This is a genomic window from Marinobacter sp. SS13-12 (assembly GCF_030227115.1).
Lineage (GTDB): Bacteria > Pseudomonadota > Gammaproteobacteria > Pseudomonadales > Oleiphilaceae > Marinobacter.
In genome coordinates this window covers 1,710,669-1,730,653 of sequence record NZ_JASSUA010000001.1, presented here as the reverse complement: position 1 = coordinate 1,730,653, position 19,985 = coordinate 1,710,669, and the positions used below count along the sequence as shown (strand labels likewise).

At 57.8% G+C, this 19,985-nt stretch carries 18 protein-coding genes; 10 read left to right on the top strand and 8 right to left on the bottom strand.

Going from position 1 to position 19,985, the window contains the following annotated elements; all coding sequences use genetic code 11:
- The first annotated feature begins 156 nt into the window (after positions 1-156).
- Complete coding sequence (locus tag QPL94_RS07960; protein WP_285356656.1) at positions 157-942, top strand: hypothetical protein; 786 nt, start codon at positions 157-159, stop codon at positions 940-942.
- 95 nt (positions 943-1,037) lie between these two features.
- Here QPL94_RS07960 and QPL94_RS07955 read toward each other — a convergent pair whose 3' ends face one another.
- The gene (locus tag QPL94_RS07955) at positions 1,038-1,493 is read right to left on the bottom strand and encodes a CopD family protein (RefSeq protein WP_285356655.1); all 456 of its coding nucleotides are present in this window, start codon (positions 1,491-1,493) and stop codon (positions 1,038-1,040) included.
- 43 nt (positions 1,494-1,536) lie between these two features.
- Complete coding sequence (locus QPL94_RS07950; protein WP_285356654.1) at positions 1,537-2,391, bottom strand: ion transporter; 855 nt, start codon at positions 2,389-2,391, stop codon at positions 1,537-1,539.
- A 146-nt stretch (positions 2,392-2,537) separates the two neighbouring features.
- Here QPL94_RS07950 and QPL94_RS21470 point away from each other — a divergent pair, with 146 nt between their 5' ends.
- From QPL94_RS21470 to QPL94_RS07925, 5 genes are all read left to right on the top strand, one after another.
- Positions 2,538-2,807 (top strand): beta-eliminating lyase-related protein, encoded by a 270-nt coding sequence (locus QPL94_RS21470; protein ID WP_502881515.1) that lies wholly within the window; start codon positions 2,538-2,540, stop codon positions 2,805-2,807.
- A complete protein-coding gene (locus QPL94_RS07940) occupies positions 2,804-4,714 on the top strand; it encodes a 3-oxoacyl-[acyl-carrier-protein] synthase III C-terminal domain-containing protein (RefSeq protein ID WP_285356652.1) in 1,911 nt (636 codons plus the stop codon). The genes QPL94_RS21470 and QPL94_RS07940 overlap by 4 nt, the downstream gene beginning before the upstream one ends.
- Positions 4,715-4,886: 172 nt before the next feature.
- Positions 4,887-6,854, top strand: a complete 1,968-nt coding sequence (locus tag QPL94_RS07935) for a hypothetical protein (RefSeq protein ID WP_285356651.1) — start codon at positions 4,887-4,889, stop codon at positions 6,852-6,854.
- A 100-nt stretch (positions 6,855-6,954) separates the two neighbouring features.
- Positions 6,955-8,439 carry a glutamate-cysteine ligase family protein gene (locus QPL94_RS07930; protein WP_285356649.1) on the top strand — a complete coding sequence of 495 codons (1,485 nt, stop codon included), beginning with the start codon at positions 6,955-6,957 and terminating at the stop codon, positions 8,437-8,439.
- Complete coding sequence (locus tag QPL94_RS07925; protein ID WP_285356648.1) at positions 8,436-9,476, top strand: M14 family metallopeptidase; 1,041 nt, start codon at positions 8,436-8,438, stop codon at positions 9,474-9,476. Before QPL94_RS07930 ends, QPL94_RS07925 begins: the two co-directional genes overlap by 4 nt.
- Positions 9,477-9,505: 29 nt before the next feature.
- Here the strand turns inward: QPL94_RS07925 and QPL94_RS07920 are convergent, their stop codons facing one another.
- Complete coding sequence (locus QPL94_RS07920) at positions 9,506-9,991, bottom strand: hypothetical protein (RefSeq protein WP_285356647.1); 486 nt, start codon at positions 9,989-9,991, stop codon at positions 9,506-9,508.
- An 8-nt stretch (positions 9,992-9,999) separates the two neighbouring features.
- Positions 10,000-10,380, bottom strand: a complete 381-nt coding sequence (locus tag QPL94_RS07915) for a DUF6152 family protein (RefSeq protein ID WP_285356645.1) — start codon at positions 10,378-10,380, stop codon at positions 10,000-10,002.
- A 163-nt stretch (positions 10,381-10,543) separates the two neighbouring features.
- Between QPL94_RS07915 and QPL94_RS07910 the strand changes: the two genes are divergently transcribed.
- Entirely contained in the window at positions 10,544-11,536 is a 993-nt protein-coding gene (locus QPL94_RS07910) for an MBL fold metallo-hydrolase (RefSeq protein ID WP_285356644.1), read from the top strand.
- Between the two features lie 11 nt (positions 11,537-11,547).
- Here QPL94_RS07910 and QPL94_RS07905 read toward each other — a convergent pair whose 3' ends face one another.
- Together QPL94_RS07905 and QPL94_RS07900 are read right to left on the bottom strand one after the other, a co-directional pair.
- Positions 11,548-12,024, bottom strand: coding sequence for a sll1863 family stress response protein (locus QPL94_RS07905; RefSeq protein ID WP_285356643.1), 477 nt, complete (start codon positions 12,022-12,024; stop codon positions 11,548-11,550).
- A 117-nt stretch (positions 12,025-12,141) separates the two neighbouring features.
- A complete protein-coding gene (locus QPL94_RS07900; RefSeq protein ID WP_285356642.1) occupies positions 12,142-13,527 on the bottom strand; it encodes an FAD-binding oxidoreductase in 1,386 nt (461 codons plus the stop codon).
- A 232-nt stretch (positions 13,528-13,759) separates the two neighbouring features.
- Here QPL94_RS07900 and QPL94_RS07895 point away from each other — a divergent pair, with 232 nt between their 5' ends.
- A complete protein-coding gene (locus QPL94_RS07895) occupies positions 13,760-15,061 on the top strand; it encodes a flavin-containing monooxygenase (RefSeq protein WP_285356641.1) in 1,302 nt (433 codons plus the stop codon).
- Positions 15,062-15,103: 42 nt separating this feature from the next.
- On the opposite strand, the gene trxC is transcribed toward QPL94_RS07895, so the two are convergent.
- Positions 15,104-15,544, bottom strand: coding sequence for a thioredoxin TrxC (gene trxC / locus QPL94_RS07890; protein ID WP_285356640.1), 441 nt, complete (start codon positions 15,542-15,544; stop codon positions 15,104-15,106).
- Positions 15,545-15,659: 115 nt separating this feature from the next.
- The gene (locus QPL94_RS07885) at positions 15,660-16,442 is read right to left on the bottom strand and encodes a helix-turn-helix domain-containing protein (protein ID WP_285356638.1); all 783 of its coding nucleotides are present in this window, start codon (positions 16,440-16,442) and stop codon (positions 15,660-15,662) included.
- Between the two features lie 150 nt (positions 16,443-16,592).
- Here QPL94_RS07885 and QPL94_RS07880 point away from each other — a divergent pair, with 150 nt between their 5' ends.
- Positions 16,593-17,000 (top strand): hypothetical protein, encoded by a 408-nt coding sequence (locus tag QPL94_RS07880; RefSeq protein ID WP_285356636.1) that lies wholly within the window; start codon positions 16,593-16,595, stop codon positions 16,998-17,000.
- 147 nt (positions 17,001-17,147) lie between these two features.
- The gene (locus QPL94_RS07875) at positions 17,148-19,841 is read left to right on the top strand and encodes a cation-translocating P-type ATPase (RefSeq protein WP_285356635.1); all 2,694 of its coding nucleotides are present in this window, start codon (positions 17,148-17,150) and stop codon (positions 19,839-19,841) included.
- Positions 19,842-19,985 lie beyond the last annotated feature (144 nt).

The window sequence follows — 19,985 nt, the reverse complement described above, 5'->3', positions numbered from 1 at the left end:
GTTGTAGCGATTCCTGAGACCGGGAGGCTTGCATTGTTGGATTTGGAACTTGTGGGTTGTAAATCGCCGCGCTTTTGGCCTTCCCCCAACAGGTGACAAAACGATCAGAGAATGCAAAGAGACGTTGTCTCAAAGGTCGCTTGAAGGAGATGCGAAATGTATAAAAGGACGTTTGATTCAGGTCGTGCAGTAACAATGCTCTGCGCCAGTTTAGTTTTAAGTGCCTGTGGCGGTGGCGGTTCGGGCAGTTCAAGTAGTTCAGGCGGCGATACCAGCACACTGAAAGCCGGTCTGTACGAGGCAAAAATAGAATACGTTGATGGCAAACCTACACAAAACGCGACCGCTTTTCTCAGTCCGACAGGGAAGTTTGCAGTTGTCTACGGAGGTGACGCAGGAGTCTCGATTGGAAAGTTCTCGTTTGAGGGTACCAGGATCAGCGGGACCAGCAATGACTATCGTCAGGTGGGCCCTGAAGGCTTTATCGAAAATAAAGGCACTGAGGAGGGGACGATAAACGGGACCATCAGATCGCAAACGTCTGCTACGTTTTCTACCTCCGACAGCGCGGGTGAGGTAAATACGAACGTCACACTGCAGCGGCAAAACTCACTCAGCGATTTGGGTATCTCTCTGAAGAGAGCCTCTGGTATATATGTAAAGGGCGACTCCGAGGTAGCCCTGACCGTAGGCGAGGATGGCACAGTCGACTCTCACTACTATACGGATACTACCAAATGCCAACTTTTAGGAATCGAAACCCTCTCAGTGCACGACACATCAATTAACGTCTTTGACATCTCCTACACCATGACCCTTTGCACCAACGAAGATCGCCGTGGAGAGTACTCTGGCATCGGCTTTGTCGGCCCGGCGGGAGAGCAAATGGTGTTTGCATCCCATAACGGAAGGGTGGCCATGAAGTTCCAAGGTACCGAATAAGTTCTGATCACCGGCCGCTGGCACCTGCTACAGGATCACGGCCTTGAGTCATGAATACGACCTTCTTTGCCTGAACCAATCGGGCTTCGTGGGGTTTACAGATACCGGCCACCGGCACCGATCGCCACCACAATCAGCCCAAGAATCAGGTTGGTGCCCACCAACTTGCGGATCTGTCCCACCTGGCGCCCGCCTTCCTGGGGATCCTGGTTGGCAACGGCCTGCTTCAGCCGCCGGAAGGGGGCAAAATAGACGTGAAAATAGAGCAGGACCATCACAATCCCCAGCCCCTGCATGACGTGGATATGCCAACCGGCACCAGCCATGCCACCGAACACACTGAAGATCATCCAGTAACCGGTCACCAGCAACAGGATCACGGCCGCCCATACCCACCGGAAAAACCGGGACAGGGTGTGACACCAGAGTACGCCCCGCTGCGACGCATCAATCACCTCGACCACTGCCGGACGCATAGCCATGTAGGCGAAAAACATGCCGCCGACCCAGATCACGGCAGAGAGAACATGTAGTGCGATAGCCAGACTCATAAAGCGACTCCCGAATGAGCAATGTGTGTAATGAGCATAAGCTTCACCCGGAGCCACCCGGCTCGGGCTTCTCCTCATCAAGCCAGGTACCGCAATATTTGCAGTAGTTGGCGTCGGTTTCATGTCGATGTTTACCGCATCCCGGGCAGGCTTCATCGGAGTAACGTTCCGCCCGCAGGGCGCGAATAACTTCCGCGGAAAAAACGCCAACGGGAAGCGCAATGATCGAGTAGCCCGTCAGCATGATCATCATGGAAATGAACTGACCCAAGGGTGTTACCGGCGTTATATCACCATAGCCCACCGTTGTCAGTGTCACGATTCCCCAGTAGATGGATATGGGAATACTGGTAAACCCCGCTTCGGCCGGCTCAATGAGATAGAGAAATGAAGAAAAGATGGTCACGACCATCAACACTGTGAACAGAAAAAGCAGGATCTGGTCCCGGCTGCGAAGCAGGGCGCCCAACAGCAGGCGGCCCTCGCCCACTACCGTCATCATTTCCAGTACCCGGAACAGGCGCAAGGTACGCAGCAAGCGCAATACGACGAGAGTCTGCGCACCCGGGAACAACAGTGCCAGCCAGGTAGGCAGAACGGCCAAAACGTCGATAACACCATAAAAGCTTTTCAGATAGAGCTTCGGTTTCTCCAGGCAATAAATACGCAGACCCAGTTCAAGAGTGAAGAGTATCGTTACGCCCCACTCCAACACATAGAAGAGCTCACCGAAGCGGGCATGATATTGCGGAACACTGTCCAGAAGAATAATCCCGACACTGAGGAATATCAGCACAGCCAAACAAACATCAAAGCCTTTGGCCAGGCGGGTGTCCGATTCGAAAATGATCTGAAACAGGCGGGTTTTGATTCCCAGGCCGCCCGGTTTTTCTGTCACGATCCAAGCTCCCTCTTTAACTGCCACTGACAATCCGGCGATCCGGCTAAACCCGGAGCTGCTAATCCTGAGTGCCGCCGTACAGCCCCCTTACACCGACTGTATACTCTCCTCATCTGATCGCCAATAAAAGGGCCGCCACCACCATGATCGATTTCCGCAGCGACACCCAGGCCAACTTGATGGCGATCATGAGCCACTGTGGCCGGGGCGATGAATACCTCTGTGGCCAGTCGGCCCACAACTACCGATATGAAGGTGGTGGGGGGCGGCATGCGCCAGGCCGGCATACTGGCCGCTGCGGGACGCATGGCCATGTAGGCGGACAACCCATTGGGATAATGGCGTCTATACTGCCTGTTACACATCATCGAGAAGCTGGTGAATTATCGGGTATCAGCAAGGAGCACTTATGAAACCGTTTCGACTGAACAAACACGGAAAACTGGTGTTTCCCTCAAGCATCTTTACCGAGCTCGACTTTTCGATCATCACCGATCTCGACCAGTTGAAGGCGATCATTCGGCGCGACTTCGAAGTGAAAGCTCCGACCGGCACCGAAATCGCCGAGCGGGCAGCTGCGGGAAGCTATGCGACGCGCTACGATCTGTTGCGCGACATTGGCTTGCACCTTTTCTGGGCGAATCGTTACGCACTGGTGATGTACCACAAGCAGCCGATGCGCTGGCGCGATGTCCCGCGAAACCGCGACGATGTCTTCGTGCCTCTGCTGCAGCCCTGGGAGGGGCGGGCAGCCAAGACCGCAACAGTCCGCGAGGCCTACACGAAGCTGCCGGAAAAGTGGAACGCAACAGCTGAAGACGAACTGTTCGCCCTACTCTTCGACTGCTTCTCAAACAAGCTCTACCACGCAACGTCACTGCCGCCGATAAAAGCTACGATTGCCGAGGCGCTTGCCACTAGCGGTGCCATGACAACCACCCTCGGCAACTACGATCCCGACCACCAGCGCTACAGCGTTGACGACATACTTGATGTCTCAGACGAACAGGCCGAACTCGAGGCGCTACGGCGCTGGTCAATGGTGCTGCACAATCAACAGCCATGGGACCGCAGCCAGGCAAGACTGAAACCGTTGGCCGAGATGCAGGATGACGACATTGTCGTGCTGTATTATCCGAAAAACCGCCACGTGCTCGAATTCATCAACCGCGAGAAAAAGGGCGCCACTGTCGCGAAACAGGCACCGACGCCAGATCCTGCCGTCGAGCCCGTGAGGCCCTATCCGCCAGTAGTGATCGATGATGATGCGCCGGTCCAGCCGAAGATTGAGGCGTTGGCAATCCGCAAGGGTGAAGTCATCTGCTCAAACGAGGATGTGGTTCGCAACTCCCCGTCCTCGTGGTCGCCGATGACTGCGAAGGAAATTGCCGACAAAACCGGCATCGAACGACGCCGCTATACCGCCGAGCCACTGGAGAATATCGCCCTTGAGGCCGCGCGAGCAGCGCTGAAACATGCCGGTCGCGGGGCCGAGGAGATCGGTGCGGTGCTGTTCTGCTCCTGTACCTCCAGCCGACTGATCCCGTCGACCGCCACCTGGCTCTCAGGCCAGCTGGGTATCCTGCAGACTCATTGCTCGGCCGACATCGTCGCTGCCTGCGCCGGGTTCCCGTACGGCGTCGCCGAGGCGGTCCGCCTGCTGCGTGAGATCGAACGTCCGGTTCTACTGGTCATGGCCGAGAAGTTCTCGGACAAGATCGGCAATGCCCGGCCGTCGCGGATGATCTTTGGCGACGGGGCCGCCGCCGTGGTGATCGCGCCGTCCGACGGTGAACGAGACATTCATGTGGTCCAGACCTATGCAAGCGGGCCGGCAAGCCAGGTGAACTCGATCATCTGGCCGAATCACGATTTCGACAACGACATCACCGTCTATGGCCCCGAGGTCAAGGCACTGGTCAAGCGCTACCTGAACCAGATGATGGGCGAGCTTACCGACCTCGGACTCGAGATCGACATCATCGTGCCCCATCAGGCCAATAAGACCATGATCATCGAGATCGCCGAGCAGCAGGGGATTGACGCCAAAGACATTTACTTCAACATCTCCGAAGTCGGCAACGCTTCTGCGGCGAGCATCCCGATCGCACTCGCCGACGCCGTCTTCGACGGGGCGATCAATAAACGGTCGCTGGTTTTTGCTCCGGGCTTCGGTGCCGGAGCCGTCGGTGGCTACGTTATCCTGTCGCTGGACCCGGCGATGGTGGCGCCGGAGGTGACCAAAGCCCTCCCCATGAGCCCGTCGTCGACGAAGGCGCACTCCTCGATTGAAGATATCAAGGAGGCGTTCCATACGTAAATCGCGTTAGGAGAAGCGCATGGTTTACGCGGTTGGTGACGGAACCTTCATCGTTGAAGGGCGCACGATTGACCAGAAGACGATGATGGCACCCAAGCTTCCGCCAGGCGTTTGCACCGCAGGGTCGGGGTGCCGTTGACATGTCCTGAAGTTCACTGAAAGATAGGACGGTATGACCAGAGCCAACCACGAACCCGAAAACCTGAAGCCACTTGACGCGGCCATCGACCGCCTTGCGGAAACCAATGCCATCGAGGGCGTCTCGCCGGTATTCGAGGTGATCGATGCGGCAAAACCCCTGATGCTCAGCCCGGAAGGTCTGGAAGCGCTTTACGAACGCGTCCCGGCCATTGAGTCGGCCGGATTCTTTGGTGGAAGCGATTGGGACTACCCACAGACACTGGTGCCCTCCCTGGCCGCACGCACGGTTCGCCACGGGGAATCGGCCGCAACACTGGTTGAAAGCCTGAGCCAGATTCGCCTTCTGGCGGTAGCCAAAGGCGATTACACCCACACGTCTATCTCGGCGGAACACGCCCATCACTTTCTCGCCCAGGTACTGGCGATGAATCTCGATCTGGTGGTCAATGATCTCCAGGAGAGCGACCGGCTGCGGCCCGATCAGCTCGGCTACGCCGTTCAGAACCTGTACCACTACCTGCTGCAGCATCTGGGCTACGAAAACCTCCTGGAAGATCTGGTGGCCGAAGTGTGGCGGATTCTGGAGCAGCGTCCCGTCCAGGTAGCGGGTGTTAAACACATGGTGACCCAGATAGCGGTCTGTCTGGAAAAGCCGGACACCCTGGGTGGCGAAGTCAGCGACGACGCGGTGCAACTGATCAACGCCGTGTTCAGCCCCACCGAGGGGTGCCGGGAAGATCCCGGCTTTGATGTCTATACTGAGCGGCTGGCGGACATGGACGATGCCACCCTGCTAAAGGAGGCCATCGCCTTTGCCCAGGCCATGCACTCTACCGGCCTGGTATCCGCTTACATGCCGGTCTTCATACGCTACCTGCGAAACCGCTGGAACGAGCTGATCCCCACTGCCCTGGGGCTGAGCTATACGGGTGCCGACGCGTTTCACTGCTACCCTGCGTTGATTCATCGCCTGATTGACGACGCCCTGTTTCCAGAGACCAGCCAGTGTGCCTATGGCCTGGCCATGATGCTTGAGCGGGGCATTCTCTACGCGCCTCCGGTAGCGCCGTCCCTGTGGCGCCAGATACGCCTGCCGCTCTGCGACACTGCGGCCGAGAAGATTGTGGCCGTATTCGGCAGCAGCCGCTCCCCCGAATGCTTTCTGCTCGCCGACGTCCTCAATGTACTTGGGCGCCCGTTGGGCATCGGACAGGGAAACTATCCCACCTGCCAGTCTACCCGCGCCCTCTCCATGTGGGCCTACAACATGCCCGCAGAATTGCTTCGGATCCTTGCCTGGGCAGCGCGGGACGATGAAATCACGATGCGCTTTGAAGGTGACAGCATATCCTCACGGGAACTCGGCGCCGGACTGGCCACCGAGCCACCGGTGGATGTGGATGCGGTCTCCCTGCTGACCGTGCCGCACCTGGATCGCATCTATTTTGAAATGGGTCGACGCAGTGTCGGGCGCGGAGAAGATCCCCACAAATGGGTCAACTCAGAATTCCATGGCGACCAGGTCGGCCACGGATTTCGCATTGCCGTTGATGTGTTCACGGGTGGCCTTAAAGACTTCGATGGGTTCATCCGCGATTTTTTTGCCGCCTATCACCCTTTCTACAACGGCAACATTCCGGTCATCAATCCACAACCGGCCGGTATTGCGGTGACCGACAGCGCCACGCGCTTTCTTGGCTGGCACGCCATCACCATCCAGCGGCTGGCACTGGATGCGGACAAAACCATGCGCGTCTACTTTTTCAATCCCAACAACGACAGCGGGCAGGACTGGGGCCAAGGCATCGTCACCTCAACCCACGGCCACAACGAGCGGTATGGCGAAGCCTCGCTGCCGGTGGCCGAGTTCGTCTCGCGCCTGTATGTCTTTCACTACGACCCACTCGAAAAGGGTGAGCCGGGAGATGTCCCAGCCGATGACGTCAACCGTGCCATGGATCTGGCGAAAAGCAGTTGGGCGGCAGGGCGCCAGGCTTAAAGATCACGCGCCTCCCAAGTCCGGTTTTGCCTTAATTTGCATGAAAGAATCCCAGAACTGACTACTATCAAAGTAAGTTAGCGCCAGAGTCGACGTTGCCGTGGGATTGTCAATCAAGACAACAGAATTCGCACCGGAAGAGTTTGAACGTTTTGCAGCCAAGGTCCGGACGGACCTTAAAGCGCTCACTCGTCTTCTGAACCGGCCCGGGTTTGGTGAAGGAGAGAGCTCCATTGGCGCCGAGGTCGAGTTCTACATCGTAAACCCTGACCTGCAAGTGCAACTCATCAACACAGAAATCGCCGCCAGCGTTCAGGACCCCCAGCTGACGGTTGAGCTCAACCGCTTCAATCTCGAATACAACCTCAGCCCCCAGGCTTTCAAGGGATCTCCGTTTGCCAGAACAGAGCAAGAGCTGCTCGCTGCGATCCGACGAATCAACCAGCACGCCGCGTCACTGGATGGGGAACTGGTACCAATCGGCATTCTGCCCACGCTTCGCCAGTCCGATATGGGCGCAAAGGTGATGACAGACGAGCCCCGCTATCATGCGCTATCGAATGCGTTGCTCAAGCAACGGGGCGAGCCTTTCAGCATCCATATTGGTGGCAACGATGTCATCGATCTGGAGGCCGACGACGTCTATATGGAAGGGGCCAATACGTCATTCCAGCTGCACTGGCGTGTGCCCGCCCATCGTTTTGCCGATTATTTCAATGCGGTCCAACTGGTCACGCCGGTTGTCCTCGCTCTGGCCAGCAATTCACCCAGCCTGTTTGGCCACCACCTGTGGGACGAAACCCGGATTGCCCTGTTCAAGCAATCCATTGACAGCCGATCACCCAACCATAAAACCTGGCGCCATCCGCCTCGGGTCTATTACGGAAACGGCTGGATACGCAGCGCCTGGGAACTGTTTGCAGCCTCGGCATCGCTGTATCCTCCGATCATTCCACTGATGTCGGATGAAGATCCGATGGCCGTGATAGATCGTGGCGAAGTGCCGAAACTTGCGGAACTGCGCCTGCACCAGGGCACCACCTGGCCCTGGAACCGGGCCATCTATGATCACGCCGACGGCGGCCATCTGCGTATCGAGATTCGTTCCATGCCCGCAGGCCCGACTGCCGTTGATATGTGTGCGAACGGCCTGTTCGTGATCGGGGCTGCGCTGGCAGTGCTCGATGACATAGCTCATCTGACGTCGATACTGCCCTTCCATTACACTGAACACAATTTCTACCGCGCCGCCAAATATGGCATCGGCGCAGAAATCATCTGGCCGCACAAGGATCAGGTTCAGTTGCAGGATACGCCCCTGTTAACCGTGGCCCGAGAACTGCTGCCCCGCGCCCGGGAAGCATTGAAACAAACCGCCGTGGATGAGACGGAAATTCACCGCCTGCTGGGAATCATCGAAGGCCGAATTGAAACCGCCATGTCGGGCGCCCGATGGCAGCGCCATATCACCGAGTCTTTATTCAAATCCCTGAGTCGAGATGAAGCGTTCCGGAGTATGCTGTCCCTTTACATGGCCAACCAGAAGAAAAACATCCCACTGCATGAATGGAAGCTGTCGCCGTGAGCAACTCCAACGTACTTGATTACCTGAATGATCCTTCACCCCGGACGCTGGGTCGCTCTCCCCTTGAGTGGCTGGACCGACTGCAAAAGCCTACAGTGGTGCACGTCACCGGTCGCGACCGCTCCCGTACCCGAGCCATGGCAACGCTTCTGCACGGCAATGAGCCTTCGGGTCTGTTTGCGTTACACCAGTGGCTGCTCGAGCAGCACACGCCCGCAGTCAACATGCTGTTTCTCCTCGGAGGGGTCTATCCGGCGAAGATGCCACCCAGGTTCTCATTTCGCCAGCTACCCAAAGGGCTCGACCTCAATCGGTGTTTCAAGGAACCTTTCGAGGGGGAAGAAGGATCCATCGCCCAAGCCTTGCTGGCAGAGCTTCATAAGGCGCAACCTGAATGCCTGCTGGACGTGCACAACACCTCGGGCACAGGCCCGGCTTTCGCTGTCACCATCACCAATGACGCCGAACATCAGGCGCTGACCTCGCTCTATACCGACCGCCTTATAATGACGGACCTTCGTCTGGGTGCGCTGATGGAATACTCTGAGCAGGAAGTGCCCACGGTCACCATCGAGTGCGGGGGAGCCCAGGATGATCAAGCTCATCAACTGGCGTACGAGGGACTCGTTCGGTACACCTCAAGACCAGACGTGTTGGCACTGGAAAAAGCGGAGTGGGACGTCGCCGTACTGCGCAATCCGATTCGGGTAGAGCTGGCTCCTGAAGCGACCATAGAGTACCGCCTTGAGCCCAGCGGGCAGGCTGACCTGACGTTTCCACCAGACATCGAACACCGCAATTTCGGGATTGTCTCCCCAGATGAGCCTCTCGGATGGGTCGGTAAAAAAGGCCTGGGCATACTCACAGCGATCGGCCACAACCGGACCGAGAACATGGCGCAGATTCTTCGAGTCGAGAATGGGCAGATCTTTCCCGCCCAGGCCATCAAAGCCTTCATGATCACCACCAACCCGGTTATTGCAAAGAGTGACTGCCTGTTCTACGCGGTCAAAGCTACAGGCGAACCTATTTTTTAGACCACAGGTAGCAGGGTTCCAGCGTCAGCTCAGAAGTACCCCAACAGCCTGCCAAGGACCAGCGCACTGACCCAGACCACCAGAGACAACACGGCCCCTGCCCTCAAGGGTAAAGGCATACGTGCATTCATCGGGAGGCTCCGTATATGCTGGCGATTCAACACCTGCCCCAGAATCAACGCGTTCGACACACCCAACAAGACAACTACGATCTTCGTCTGGAACAGTACCGACCCGGCGTAGTCCACGGCCGCCGTGGCGAATAACAGCGCACCACAGACAACCGCCAACCCCAAACCCATCGCCGATGTGATTCGAAGCACATCGACAAACACCATCATGGGGTACTTGCGCCAGAGTCCCAGCAAACGTAAATCCAACGGCACAATGCCGCCGACCAGCATCGAAATCCCGAGAATATGCCCGGCGTTGACCAGCGGGTACATAAACGTGGAATTGCGCAAGACTGAGACAAAAGCCAAATCCTCGACGGAGACCAGCGCCTGCTCAATCATCCCCGGGCTCAGGAGGTACGGTCGGGATATAAATCGTAGTCCTTCCCGTCGATTACAACCCGCTCAGCTTTGACCAGCCGTTCGCCTTCTTTGGCGGAGCGATGACCGTGCACGGTGATTTCCCGGCCCTGGCTCAACATCTCTTTGCTGAGCCCGACACGGTCGTTACGCCAGGGCTGGCCGACTTCCACAACCCATGCATCGCCATCAACGTCTATCGTGACCTCGCCATGGGGATTACCAAGGCGAACTGACTTGATGGTACCGGTGATTTCAAATTCCTCGTCCGTTGCCCAGGCCCAACCGTGATGAGCCTGAGCGGCAGAGGCAGCGAGAAAAGCAGCAAGAACGGCAAAACAGAGCAGGTAGGTAAAACGAAAGTGAGGCATATCCAGTCCTCCTGTGGCGGGTTTATCAGGGTAATCTAAACCGCAAGTTCCGTAGTCCAGTATATTCGACAATCGGGATGTGGCGGAATTACCGGCCGGCTATCGTTATTATTGGAGTTATGCATCGTAAATCTCCTTCATCAAAAACGGGTGAGCCCGATCCATGACCATCGACCGTGAACGCCTGGCAGTCCTTGCCGCAAAACCCCATTTCTACCAGGGCAGGTATCGCAATCTGGAGCGCGTGGAGCCGCATGGCCTGGGGGATTTCCTGCGCTGGCAACTGGCCCCCGGGCGCCGTTTCCCGCCGGGTAAACGCTACACGCTGCTGCGCCCGGATGCCCACTTGCTGATGAACCCGCCGACAGCGCCACAACTGGTCTGGCTGGGACATGCGTCATTCCTGTTCCAGTATCGGGGCCTGAGCGTGCTTACCGACCCGGTGTTGTCGGACCGCGCCAGTCCCTTCCGGTTGGTCGGCCCAAAACGGTTCACGCCACCCGCCCTGACAGTGGCGGAAATGCCGCCGATCAACCTGGTACTGATTTCCCACAATCACTACGACCATCTCGACGAAGCAACGGTTCGCCAGTTGCACCGACGTTTCGGGGATAACCTGTGCTTCTGCATTCCCATGGGGCTGCGACGCTGGTTCGAGAAGCGTGGCATCCAGAATCTGGTGGAACTGGACTGGTGGCAATCGACCCCCCTGGCCGCCGAAAGCGAAGTGTTCTGCCTGCCGGCCCAGCACTTCAGCGGGCGAACTGCCACCGATACCAACACCTCGCTCTGGTGTAGCTGGCTCCTGGAAATAGACGGATTCCGGTTCTATTTCGGCGGAGATACCGGTTATGGACAGGTGTTTCGCAATATAGGCGAGCTGTTTGCGCCCATTGATCTGGCGCTGCTCCCCATCGGCGCCTACGAACCGCGCTGGTTCATGGCCCCGGTGCACGTGGCGCCGGAAGAGGCGGTCAGGATTCACCAGGATATTGGCGCCCGCCAGTCGGTAGCCATGCACTGGGGCACGTTCGTGCTAACCGATGAACCCATGGACGAGCCACCCCGGCGACTGCGGCTGGCGTTGGAGAAACAGGGCATCAGTGAGTCGGAATTTCGGGTAATGCAACACGGGGAAGTGTGGTCGCCGCATTGATCACACCGGCGCTATAACTCCTTCTCTAGGGTCTGGCGGATAGTTTCCTCTGCGCCCTGCCAAGCCTCGGAGAGTTTATCGAAGGCGTCGTTAAAGCCCTCCTTCATGGACTCCCAGGTAGCATCAGTGCTGTCCTGCATACGTTGGTGCCACTCCGTCACCCGTGACCGCTCCCCGCGCAGCGATGCCAGCGCGGTCTGCGCCTGGGTCCGGGCTAACCTGTCTGTCGAGTTCCAGTTCTCTTTCAGACGACTATCCAGTGTCTCTATACGGGCATCAATGGCACCAAGAACGTCCTCGATGTCCGTCATCAATCGTTCCCGCCGCTCGATGGTGAAATCCGCCAGCTCCTGATTAAGGCTCTGTACCTCCTGGCGCAATGACTCCGCGGTTGGATCACCGTCATCCTCAGCGGCGTGCCCTTGGGCCAGTGGCAGCACCATGGCCAGCAGCAAGGTGCTGGCCTGTAATCGAAAAGGGGATCGCACGGTCAGTTACCTCCTCTGAATCACATTTGAAAATCTCAGTCCCTCTGATCATCAGTCTATCACCCAGCCAGGCAATGGATCCTGCACGTGCCCCCGGTTCTCAATGGACACCCTCCCCTAACCAGGTCGAATATTCTGATTCACCCGGAACAGGTTCTCCGGATCATACTTCTGCTTGACCTTCACCAGGCGCTCGTAAGCCGCCCCGTAGGCAAATTCTACCCGGTCAGCCTCATCGTGCGACAGAAAATTGATGTAAGCACCACCGCTGGCATAAGGTTTGGCGGCCTCAAAGAATGCGCGCGCCCATTGGCGACAATGCTCATCTTCCTCGGGCGTTTCCCAGCGTGCATGCACGTTCATCACATAGTTGGCGTCGCGGCTGGAATAGGCCATAGCATCAGCCGCCACCCGGCCGGTCTCGCCACCAATAGAGGCAATAAAGATCTCACAGTGGGGCGATGGCAGCTTGTCCCCAAACTCCAGCGCAACCCGGATCACATCGTCGGTCAACTTCACAAAATTATGGGACTTCCAGTAATTCCGCGCACCGTCCACCAACAATGGGTCGAAAGCCTGCTGCCAGTTGGCGTAGGGCTGAACACCAACATGCTCTCCGTGAGCCTTGCCGAATGAACGCAGCGGCGCGATCAGCTTTTCGCCATCTTCCGGGTCCCCGGCGTAGCAAATCGCCAAGGCGACGATCGGCTCACCATGAACCGATTCAGGCAGGAAGGGTAATGGCGGTGCATTGCGAATAACCAACCAGATATTGAGCTCATCGGGCATGGTTTCCGTGAAACGCGCAAACTGCGTCACCACCGACTGGGCCTGGTCGAAAGGAAACACCATCAGCCCACTCAACAACTCCGGCCCCACCAGGTGCAGCTGGAACTCGAACCGGGTCACTATCCCGAAGTTACCGCCACCGCCCCGCGTGCCCCAGAACAGGTCCGGATTCTCGGTGGCGCTGGCGCGAGTCTGGCGCCCGTTGGCGGTCACCATGTCCACAGAAATCAGGTTATCAACGGTCATCCCATGCTTCCGGCTGAGCCAGCCAAACCCGCCGCCCAGGGTCAGGCCCGCGACACCTGTTGTGGAATTGATACCCAGCGGCGTTGCCAATCCATGCAACTGGGCAGCCGCGTCGAAGTCTGCCAGCGTACAGCCCGGCCCTACGTAGGCGCGCTGTTTTTCTACATCGATTTCAACGTCCTTCATTTTCGACAGATCAATCATCAGACCATCGTTGCACACCGCGTTGCCCGCGATGTTGTGTCCACCTCCCTTGACCGAAACCAGCATCGACTGATCGCGCCCGAAGTTTACCGCGGCCTTCACATCCTCCACCGAACGGCACTGGGCAATCAGGGCCGGTTTCCGGTCGATCATGGCGTTCCAGATCTGGCGCGCCTCGTCATACCCGGCGTCTGCCGGCTCAAACACAGGGCCACCAAACTGCCCCCTGAAGGTGTCTATCGTTCCTTGCTGTAACCTGGTCATAGCCATCTCCTCGCCCCATAAGGCATCACTCTTTATCCTGCGCCCTTTCTGCAGGAACACCAGCGGGTTATTAGACTGTTTAAGGACTATGGCGGGACTGTTAGCCGGTTTTAGTCAGGAAAATCGGGAATATTGGCGCTGGGAGTCAGGAGGGTGTAGCTTAATAATTGAATGCAATGCGTCGATCACCCCTACCCTCTTCGGGATGCCACCGCATTCGCAGGAGTACCCGATGAGTCAGAGCACCAATCAAGGCCTTGATCTGGTTATCGTGGGCGGAGGCATTGGCGGCGTCATCTGCTTGAAGTATGCCAAAGACGCCGGGCTGAACGCGCTGCTTCTGGAGCGCGCTGACCGCATCGGTGGCCTATGGCGCGACCTCCCGTCCTGGCAGGACATTCAATTCCGCAAGGAAGACTGGACGCTTGGCAATTTACCGCTCGTGGGGGAGGACCAGCCCAGCATTCTGGGTAACATAGATGCCTGGGTCGAACGCTTTGAATTATCGCCCTACATCCGCCTGAATGAGTCCGTAACAAGTGCCCGGCCGTGCGAGAAGGGCTGGAGGCTGACCACAAATACAGCAACACATGAAGCGAAGTGGCTGATTGCCGCCACCGGTGGACACAACCGCCCTGCCGTCCCACACGTCGAACGAATCGATTCTTCGATCACTGAATATCACTCCTCCGCCTTACGCGATCCCGAGGAGTTGCGGGACAAGCGGGTTACCGTGGTGGGCGGCGGTGCGTCCGCCTACGATCTTCTGGATCTCTGCTTCGCCCACGGCGCTCGCAGTGTCGCGTGGATCTATCGTTCCACCAAGTGGATGCGCCCGACACGCCGAGTAAAGCACCTCGGCATCGACATGCGGGTTCTGGCCAGGTATCAGATGCTCTGCCTGCCGGCGAGCCTGGTTCATCGACTGTCCAACAAAGACCTGAAGGCGAGATACGCGAAAGCAGGTATCAACGAGATAATGCCAGAGGGCGATTTCGACATTCGCCGCGACCAGCTCATCCCGGGCCGGCCGGGGATGCTCACTCACTTTGCCAGCATTGAGCGCCATCAAGGCGAAGTAAGCTCACTCCGCGGCAAGACCATCGAGCTCTCAAACGGCGAAGCGCTGGAAACCGACCTGCTACTATGGGGTACCGGGTATGGCGTTGACTTCGGCTACCTTGGCCTGGAGGCGCTTAACAAGGCAAGAAACCTCAACGAGATTGGCAGTCGCTGCTACTCCCGCTTCCTCTCCGCCGACGCTCCCAATCTCTTCCTGCTGGCACCAGGAGTGCTCGACACTAATACCTCGACGCCCTGGGCCTATGCCCATGTGGCCAAGTCCATCATGTCTCATATCGGGGGCAGACCGGTTTTTGTGAAGGCGCCTTGCGAAGCCTTCACAAATCATTTTGATCTGGTCAAGTTACTGGCGCCGCAGGACCGGGGAAACTATCCGTTTGCGATCTGGTACCTGAAGTATCTCTGGCTCGCAATGTGCCATCCCTGGAAACGACCAATGCCTATTCCCTGAACGGCCCCGTTTTTCCCGAATGACAGGGCATGAAAATCGAGGCTACCGAATACCGTTTGATTGCAGCCACTGGCTGATCTGCGCCTGGTTCAAGGCACCGCTCTGGCGCGCCACTTCCCGGCCATTCTGGAACAGGATCAGCGTGGGTATGCTGCGAATGCCAAACTGACCGGCCGGCCCGGGCGATTGTTCGGTATTCAGCTTGGCAAAGCGCACTTTACCCCGCCAGGCTTTCGCAGCCTGCTCGAACTGAGGCGCCATCGCTTTGCAGGGGCCGCACCAGCTGGCCCAGAAATCCACCAGTACCGGCACATCACTGCGTGCGGTATGGGCACTGAAGCTCTGGTCCCCCAGCTCCAGAACCTGATCCGGCCAGAGCGGCTGTTTGCAGGCACCGCAATTGCCGCCGGATGACAGCTTATCGGCGGGTACACGATTCACTTTGTGGCAATGCGGACACACGACGTGTCGAATATCGGTCATTATCTATCTGCCTTTGATTGCATACTGACTTGAATAATCAGGGCAGATCAAGAGAAATCAAGCGGGGTTGGGCGCAACCGGGATTGATGCAAAGCATGACACCGATATGCATGCGTCAGTCTTGCCAATAAGCCCTGCTGCGGTCATCCATTGGAAAGAAGTGCTCGATCCGCAAATTTTGGGCGGTGACGTCCAGGGGCGTGCCTATGGTTGCGATGGTGGAAAAGATTCTGAGCTGTTGGTCTCCCAGGTTCAGGGTAAACGGAATCGCCGGGTAGTCCAGGTGTTCCACCACGTGGCTTTTCCAGCTCTGTGGCACGCCGGGCACAGTCAGCGCCTGTTCCAGCAATCGATTGGGCTGATCCCGAAACGGGCCGGCAAGATGCTCATGGTAGACACGTTGCAGCATGTGGCAGGCGATATTCTCCCAATCGCCCACAAAGGGTTTCATGCCGTGGTCATCCAACAGCGACAACAGAAAGTTCGGCCGGGCGGGAAACTGAGCGCCCAGCTCCACCATTCTTGCCATCATCTCCTGCATGGCCTGGTTGGCCATCACCAGATAATACTCGTGATCGAACACCACCGCCGGGTACGGTAGGTGCCCCTGCAACAGATGCTCAAGCGCATCCTTGATCATGGCCATACCGGGCGCGTTCAAATCCTGGTCGGAGTAGACCTGGCTGTACCCCGCCGCCGACAACAGCCGGTTGGTTCCGGCCAGATCCGATTGCAGCATCTGGGCTAGATGCAGAACCATACCCTTGCTGGGCTGGCTGCGGCCGGTTTCCAGAAAGCTGATGTGCTTCGCCGACACCTCGCACGCTAGGGCGAAATCCATCTGGCTCAGGCGCTTACCCTGCCGCATTTCTCTGAACAGTGTACCGAAGGCGCTCATTGGGTTTCCTGTCAATTTCGAGTGTTCCGCCATTATGCTGACCGAAGGTAGGCTACACCATTACCTCACAGGTAATTGAGTCTGTCGCCGCCCGGGTAGAAGCTTTGTAGCGTAGTCAAACACATTGCGAAACCCTATTGAGGTGATCCTATGAAAAACCTGATCCGTCGATTCAGTGTGAAGCAAATCATCCTGAGCGATGTATTCCTCTCCACGCCCCTGGCGCTGGCTCTCATTCTGGCCGCTGAGCCGATTGCCCAGTGGGCAGGCGGCCCCGACGCAACCTTCTACCTGGTGGTCGGCATTGTGATGCTGCTGTGGTGCGTGGATATGGCCGCCATGGCCATCAATGAACAGTGGCAGGAGAGATACTTGAACCTGATGATTGCTGCCGATGTAACCTGGAGCCTGCTGTCCCTTGCCCTGATGGTGTGGTTTGCACAGAGCCTGCAGCCCCTGGGCTGGGCGCTGTTCGCCCTGAACGTGCTGGTTCCGCTGGACATGGCGTGGATGAAACGGGTTGCTGCGGGTAAACCGCACCAGCCGGCGTTCAGATGATGGCTCTTCCTTGCAATTGAAAATGTGTGGCTGAGCGCACCTCGCCAGCCACACAAGCGGTCGAAGCTATTGATGGACCGGGGTAAAAATAGCGGGCTACACTTCCTGTACACGGTACTCCCTATCCTGCATGGCCCGATAAAAACTATGAACAGCGCAGCCTCAGAGCAACCCATCACACCAGATCCCGCTGACAACGGGCTATCCAACCAGGAAGCCAGTGAACGCCTGGAGAAATATGGTTACAACCAGCTGCCCGCCCCTCCCATGCCGGGTGTGCTGGAGCTTTTTGCGCGGCAGTTCCTCAGCCCTTTCATTTACATCCTGCTGATCGCTTCCGTGGTTTCATTTGCACTCGGCCAGCACCCCAGCGGAGTTTTCATCCTGATCGTCCTGCTGATCAATGCGCTTATCGGCACGGTCCAGGAGTTTTCGGCCCAGAAGGCGGCTGCCGCGTTGAAGCAAATGATGAAAGGTACCGCACATGTACTTCGGGATGGCCAGATCGTAACCGTTGAAGTCGAAGAGATCGTTCCAGGCGATGTTGTTCTGCTTTCCTCCGGCGACAAGGTGCCGGCTGATATTCAATTGCTCAGCGCCAGCAGCCTGGCGGTGGATGAGTCCATGCTGACGGGGGAATCCCTGGCGGTTGCCAAGAATGCCGGCGCGGCAAGCGATGACAGTACGCCGCTCACAGAGCGCGGTGACCAGTGCTTTGCGGGCAGCATCATCACCCATGGGCGGGGACGCGGCCGGGTGATAGCGACCGCCTCCGATACCCAGCTTGGCAAGATCGCCCAGGGAGTCACCGGCAAAACGTCTGCCGAGCCGCCCTTGATGATCCGGATCCGAAAATTCACCTACCAGGTTGCCTTTGGCATTCTGGTTGCCATTGCCGCCCTGGCCGGTCTGATGATCCTGGACGGCGGTTATTCAGTCGAAGACATGGTTCTGATGACCATCGGCCTGGCGGTGTCAGTGATTCCCGAGGGCCTGCCTGCCGCACTGACCGTTGCCCTCGCCATCGGCATGACCCGGATGGCAAAGCGCAACGTGATCATCCGCAAGCTTGTGGCTGTGGAAGCCCTGGGGTCCTGCACCCTCATCTGCTCCGACAAGACCGGTACCCTGACCGTCAACGAACTCACTATTCGCAAGGTGATGCTGCCTGATGGTCGCCAGTTCGATGTCACAGGCGAAGGCGTGGCCCCGGGAGGGGAGATCACCGGCCATGCCGGAGCCCAGGTAGGCCCGGACCAGGACACCCTCAGGGAGCTCTGTATCGCAGGCGTCCTCGCCAATGAAAGCCATCTGGACTATAGCGGCGGCGAGTGGGTTTCCCAGGGTGATATCGTGGACATCGCCTTCCTGGTCATGGCCAAGAAGCTGGGTATGTCCATCTCTGACCTGCGAACCCGGCAGGAGCAGGTAGCCCTGATCCCCTATGAGTCGGAAAAGGCGTACAGCGGCGTGGTCAACCGGGTCGGCGATCAAACCGTTATCTACGCCAAAGGCAGCCCTGAAAAGATGCTGGCCATGTGCAACCGCATGGCAACCACTGACGGCTCCACAGAAATCGACAAACCAGCCCTCGAAAACCAGTTCACCGGGCTCGCTTCCCGGGGCTATCGAATTATCGCCCTGGCGAAGAAAACCTCCTCACCCGGTGACCATGAGATGGCCGATATGGTCTTTCTCGGTATGGTCGCCATGATCGACCCGCTCCGTCATGAAGCCTTTGACGCCATCGAAAAGTGCCGCACCGGCGGTATTGAAGTGGCCATGGTCACAGGCGACCATCCTGCTACTGCAAAATCGATCGCCGTGGAACTGGGCCTGTGTGACGCGGACGCAACGGTTGTTACCGGTCCAATGCTTGATGAAGCCAGCACCAGGGGCCAGGAGGCCGTCGACCAGCTCATTCGCCCGGCCCGGGTATTCGCCCGCATAGAACCCGCCAGGAAAGCCCAGATTGTGGACAGCTTCATGCGGGACGGGCATTTTGTTGCGGTCACCGGAGATGGCGTCAACGATGCACCGGCCATGCGGCAGGCCCATGCGGGCATCGCCATGGGCAAGCGCGGCACCGATGTGGCCAAGGAAACGGCGGACCTGATCGTTACCGATGATAATTTTTCCTCCATTGTCGCCGGCATCGAGCAGGGGCGCGTGGTTTACAACAACATCCGCAAGGTTATCGGGCTGCTGGTTGCCACCGGCTTCTCGGCGATCCTGCTCTTCTTCTTCTGTGTCCTGGCCGGTCTGCCAATGCCCATGATCGCGGTACAGTTACTCTGGCTTAACCTGGTTGCAAACGGCTTCCAGGACGTGGCCCTGGCCTTTGAACCGAAGGAAGGTGGCGAATTGTCCGTAAAGCCGCGCTCACCTCAAGAGCCCGTGTTCGATAAACACATCATTCAGCATGTCCTGGTGGTGGGATCATGGATGGGTCTCGTCGCATTCCTCAATTTCCAGTGGACGCTCGAACAGGGTCAAAGTATTGAGGAAGCCCGTAACCTGACGCTGATGCTGATGGTGCTTTTCGGCAACATCCACGCGCTGAACAGCCGCTCGGAGCTCCGTTCCCTGTTTAGCATGCCCCTGCTTAGTAACCCTTTCCTGATGCTGGCTGTTCCCCTCGCGCAACTGGCCCACATTGGTGCCATGTACACCCCGGGCCTCTCCGATGTCCTGCAGATTCAGCCGATTTCAATGGAGGAATGGTTGCAGTTGCTCGCGTTCGCCATGAGCCTTCTCGCCGTGGAGGAGTTGCACAAGATGCTGATCAGGAGGCAATCGCAGAAAGGCAGTCTGATCGATCACCCGATTTCCATAGGTTAACTTCCCCTTTGGTGAATCGTGTGAAGTCGCCAAGCTCTTTGATCATGAAGGATACTTCCGGTCCGGCCGCCGGCGCCGAGCAGATGGAGAGCGGGTGTTCTTTCATCGAGAATGGGCTGTGCCCCACATTCGGCGCGGTCGCAA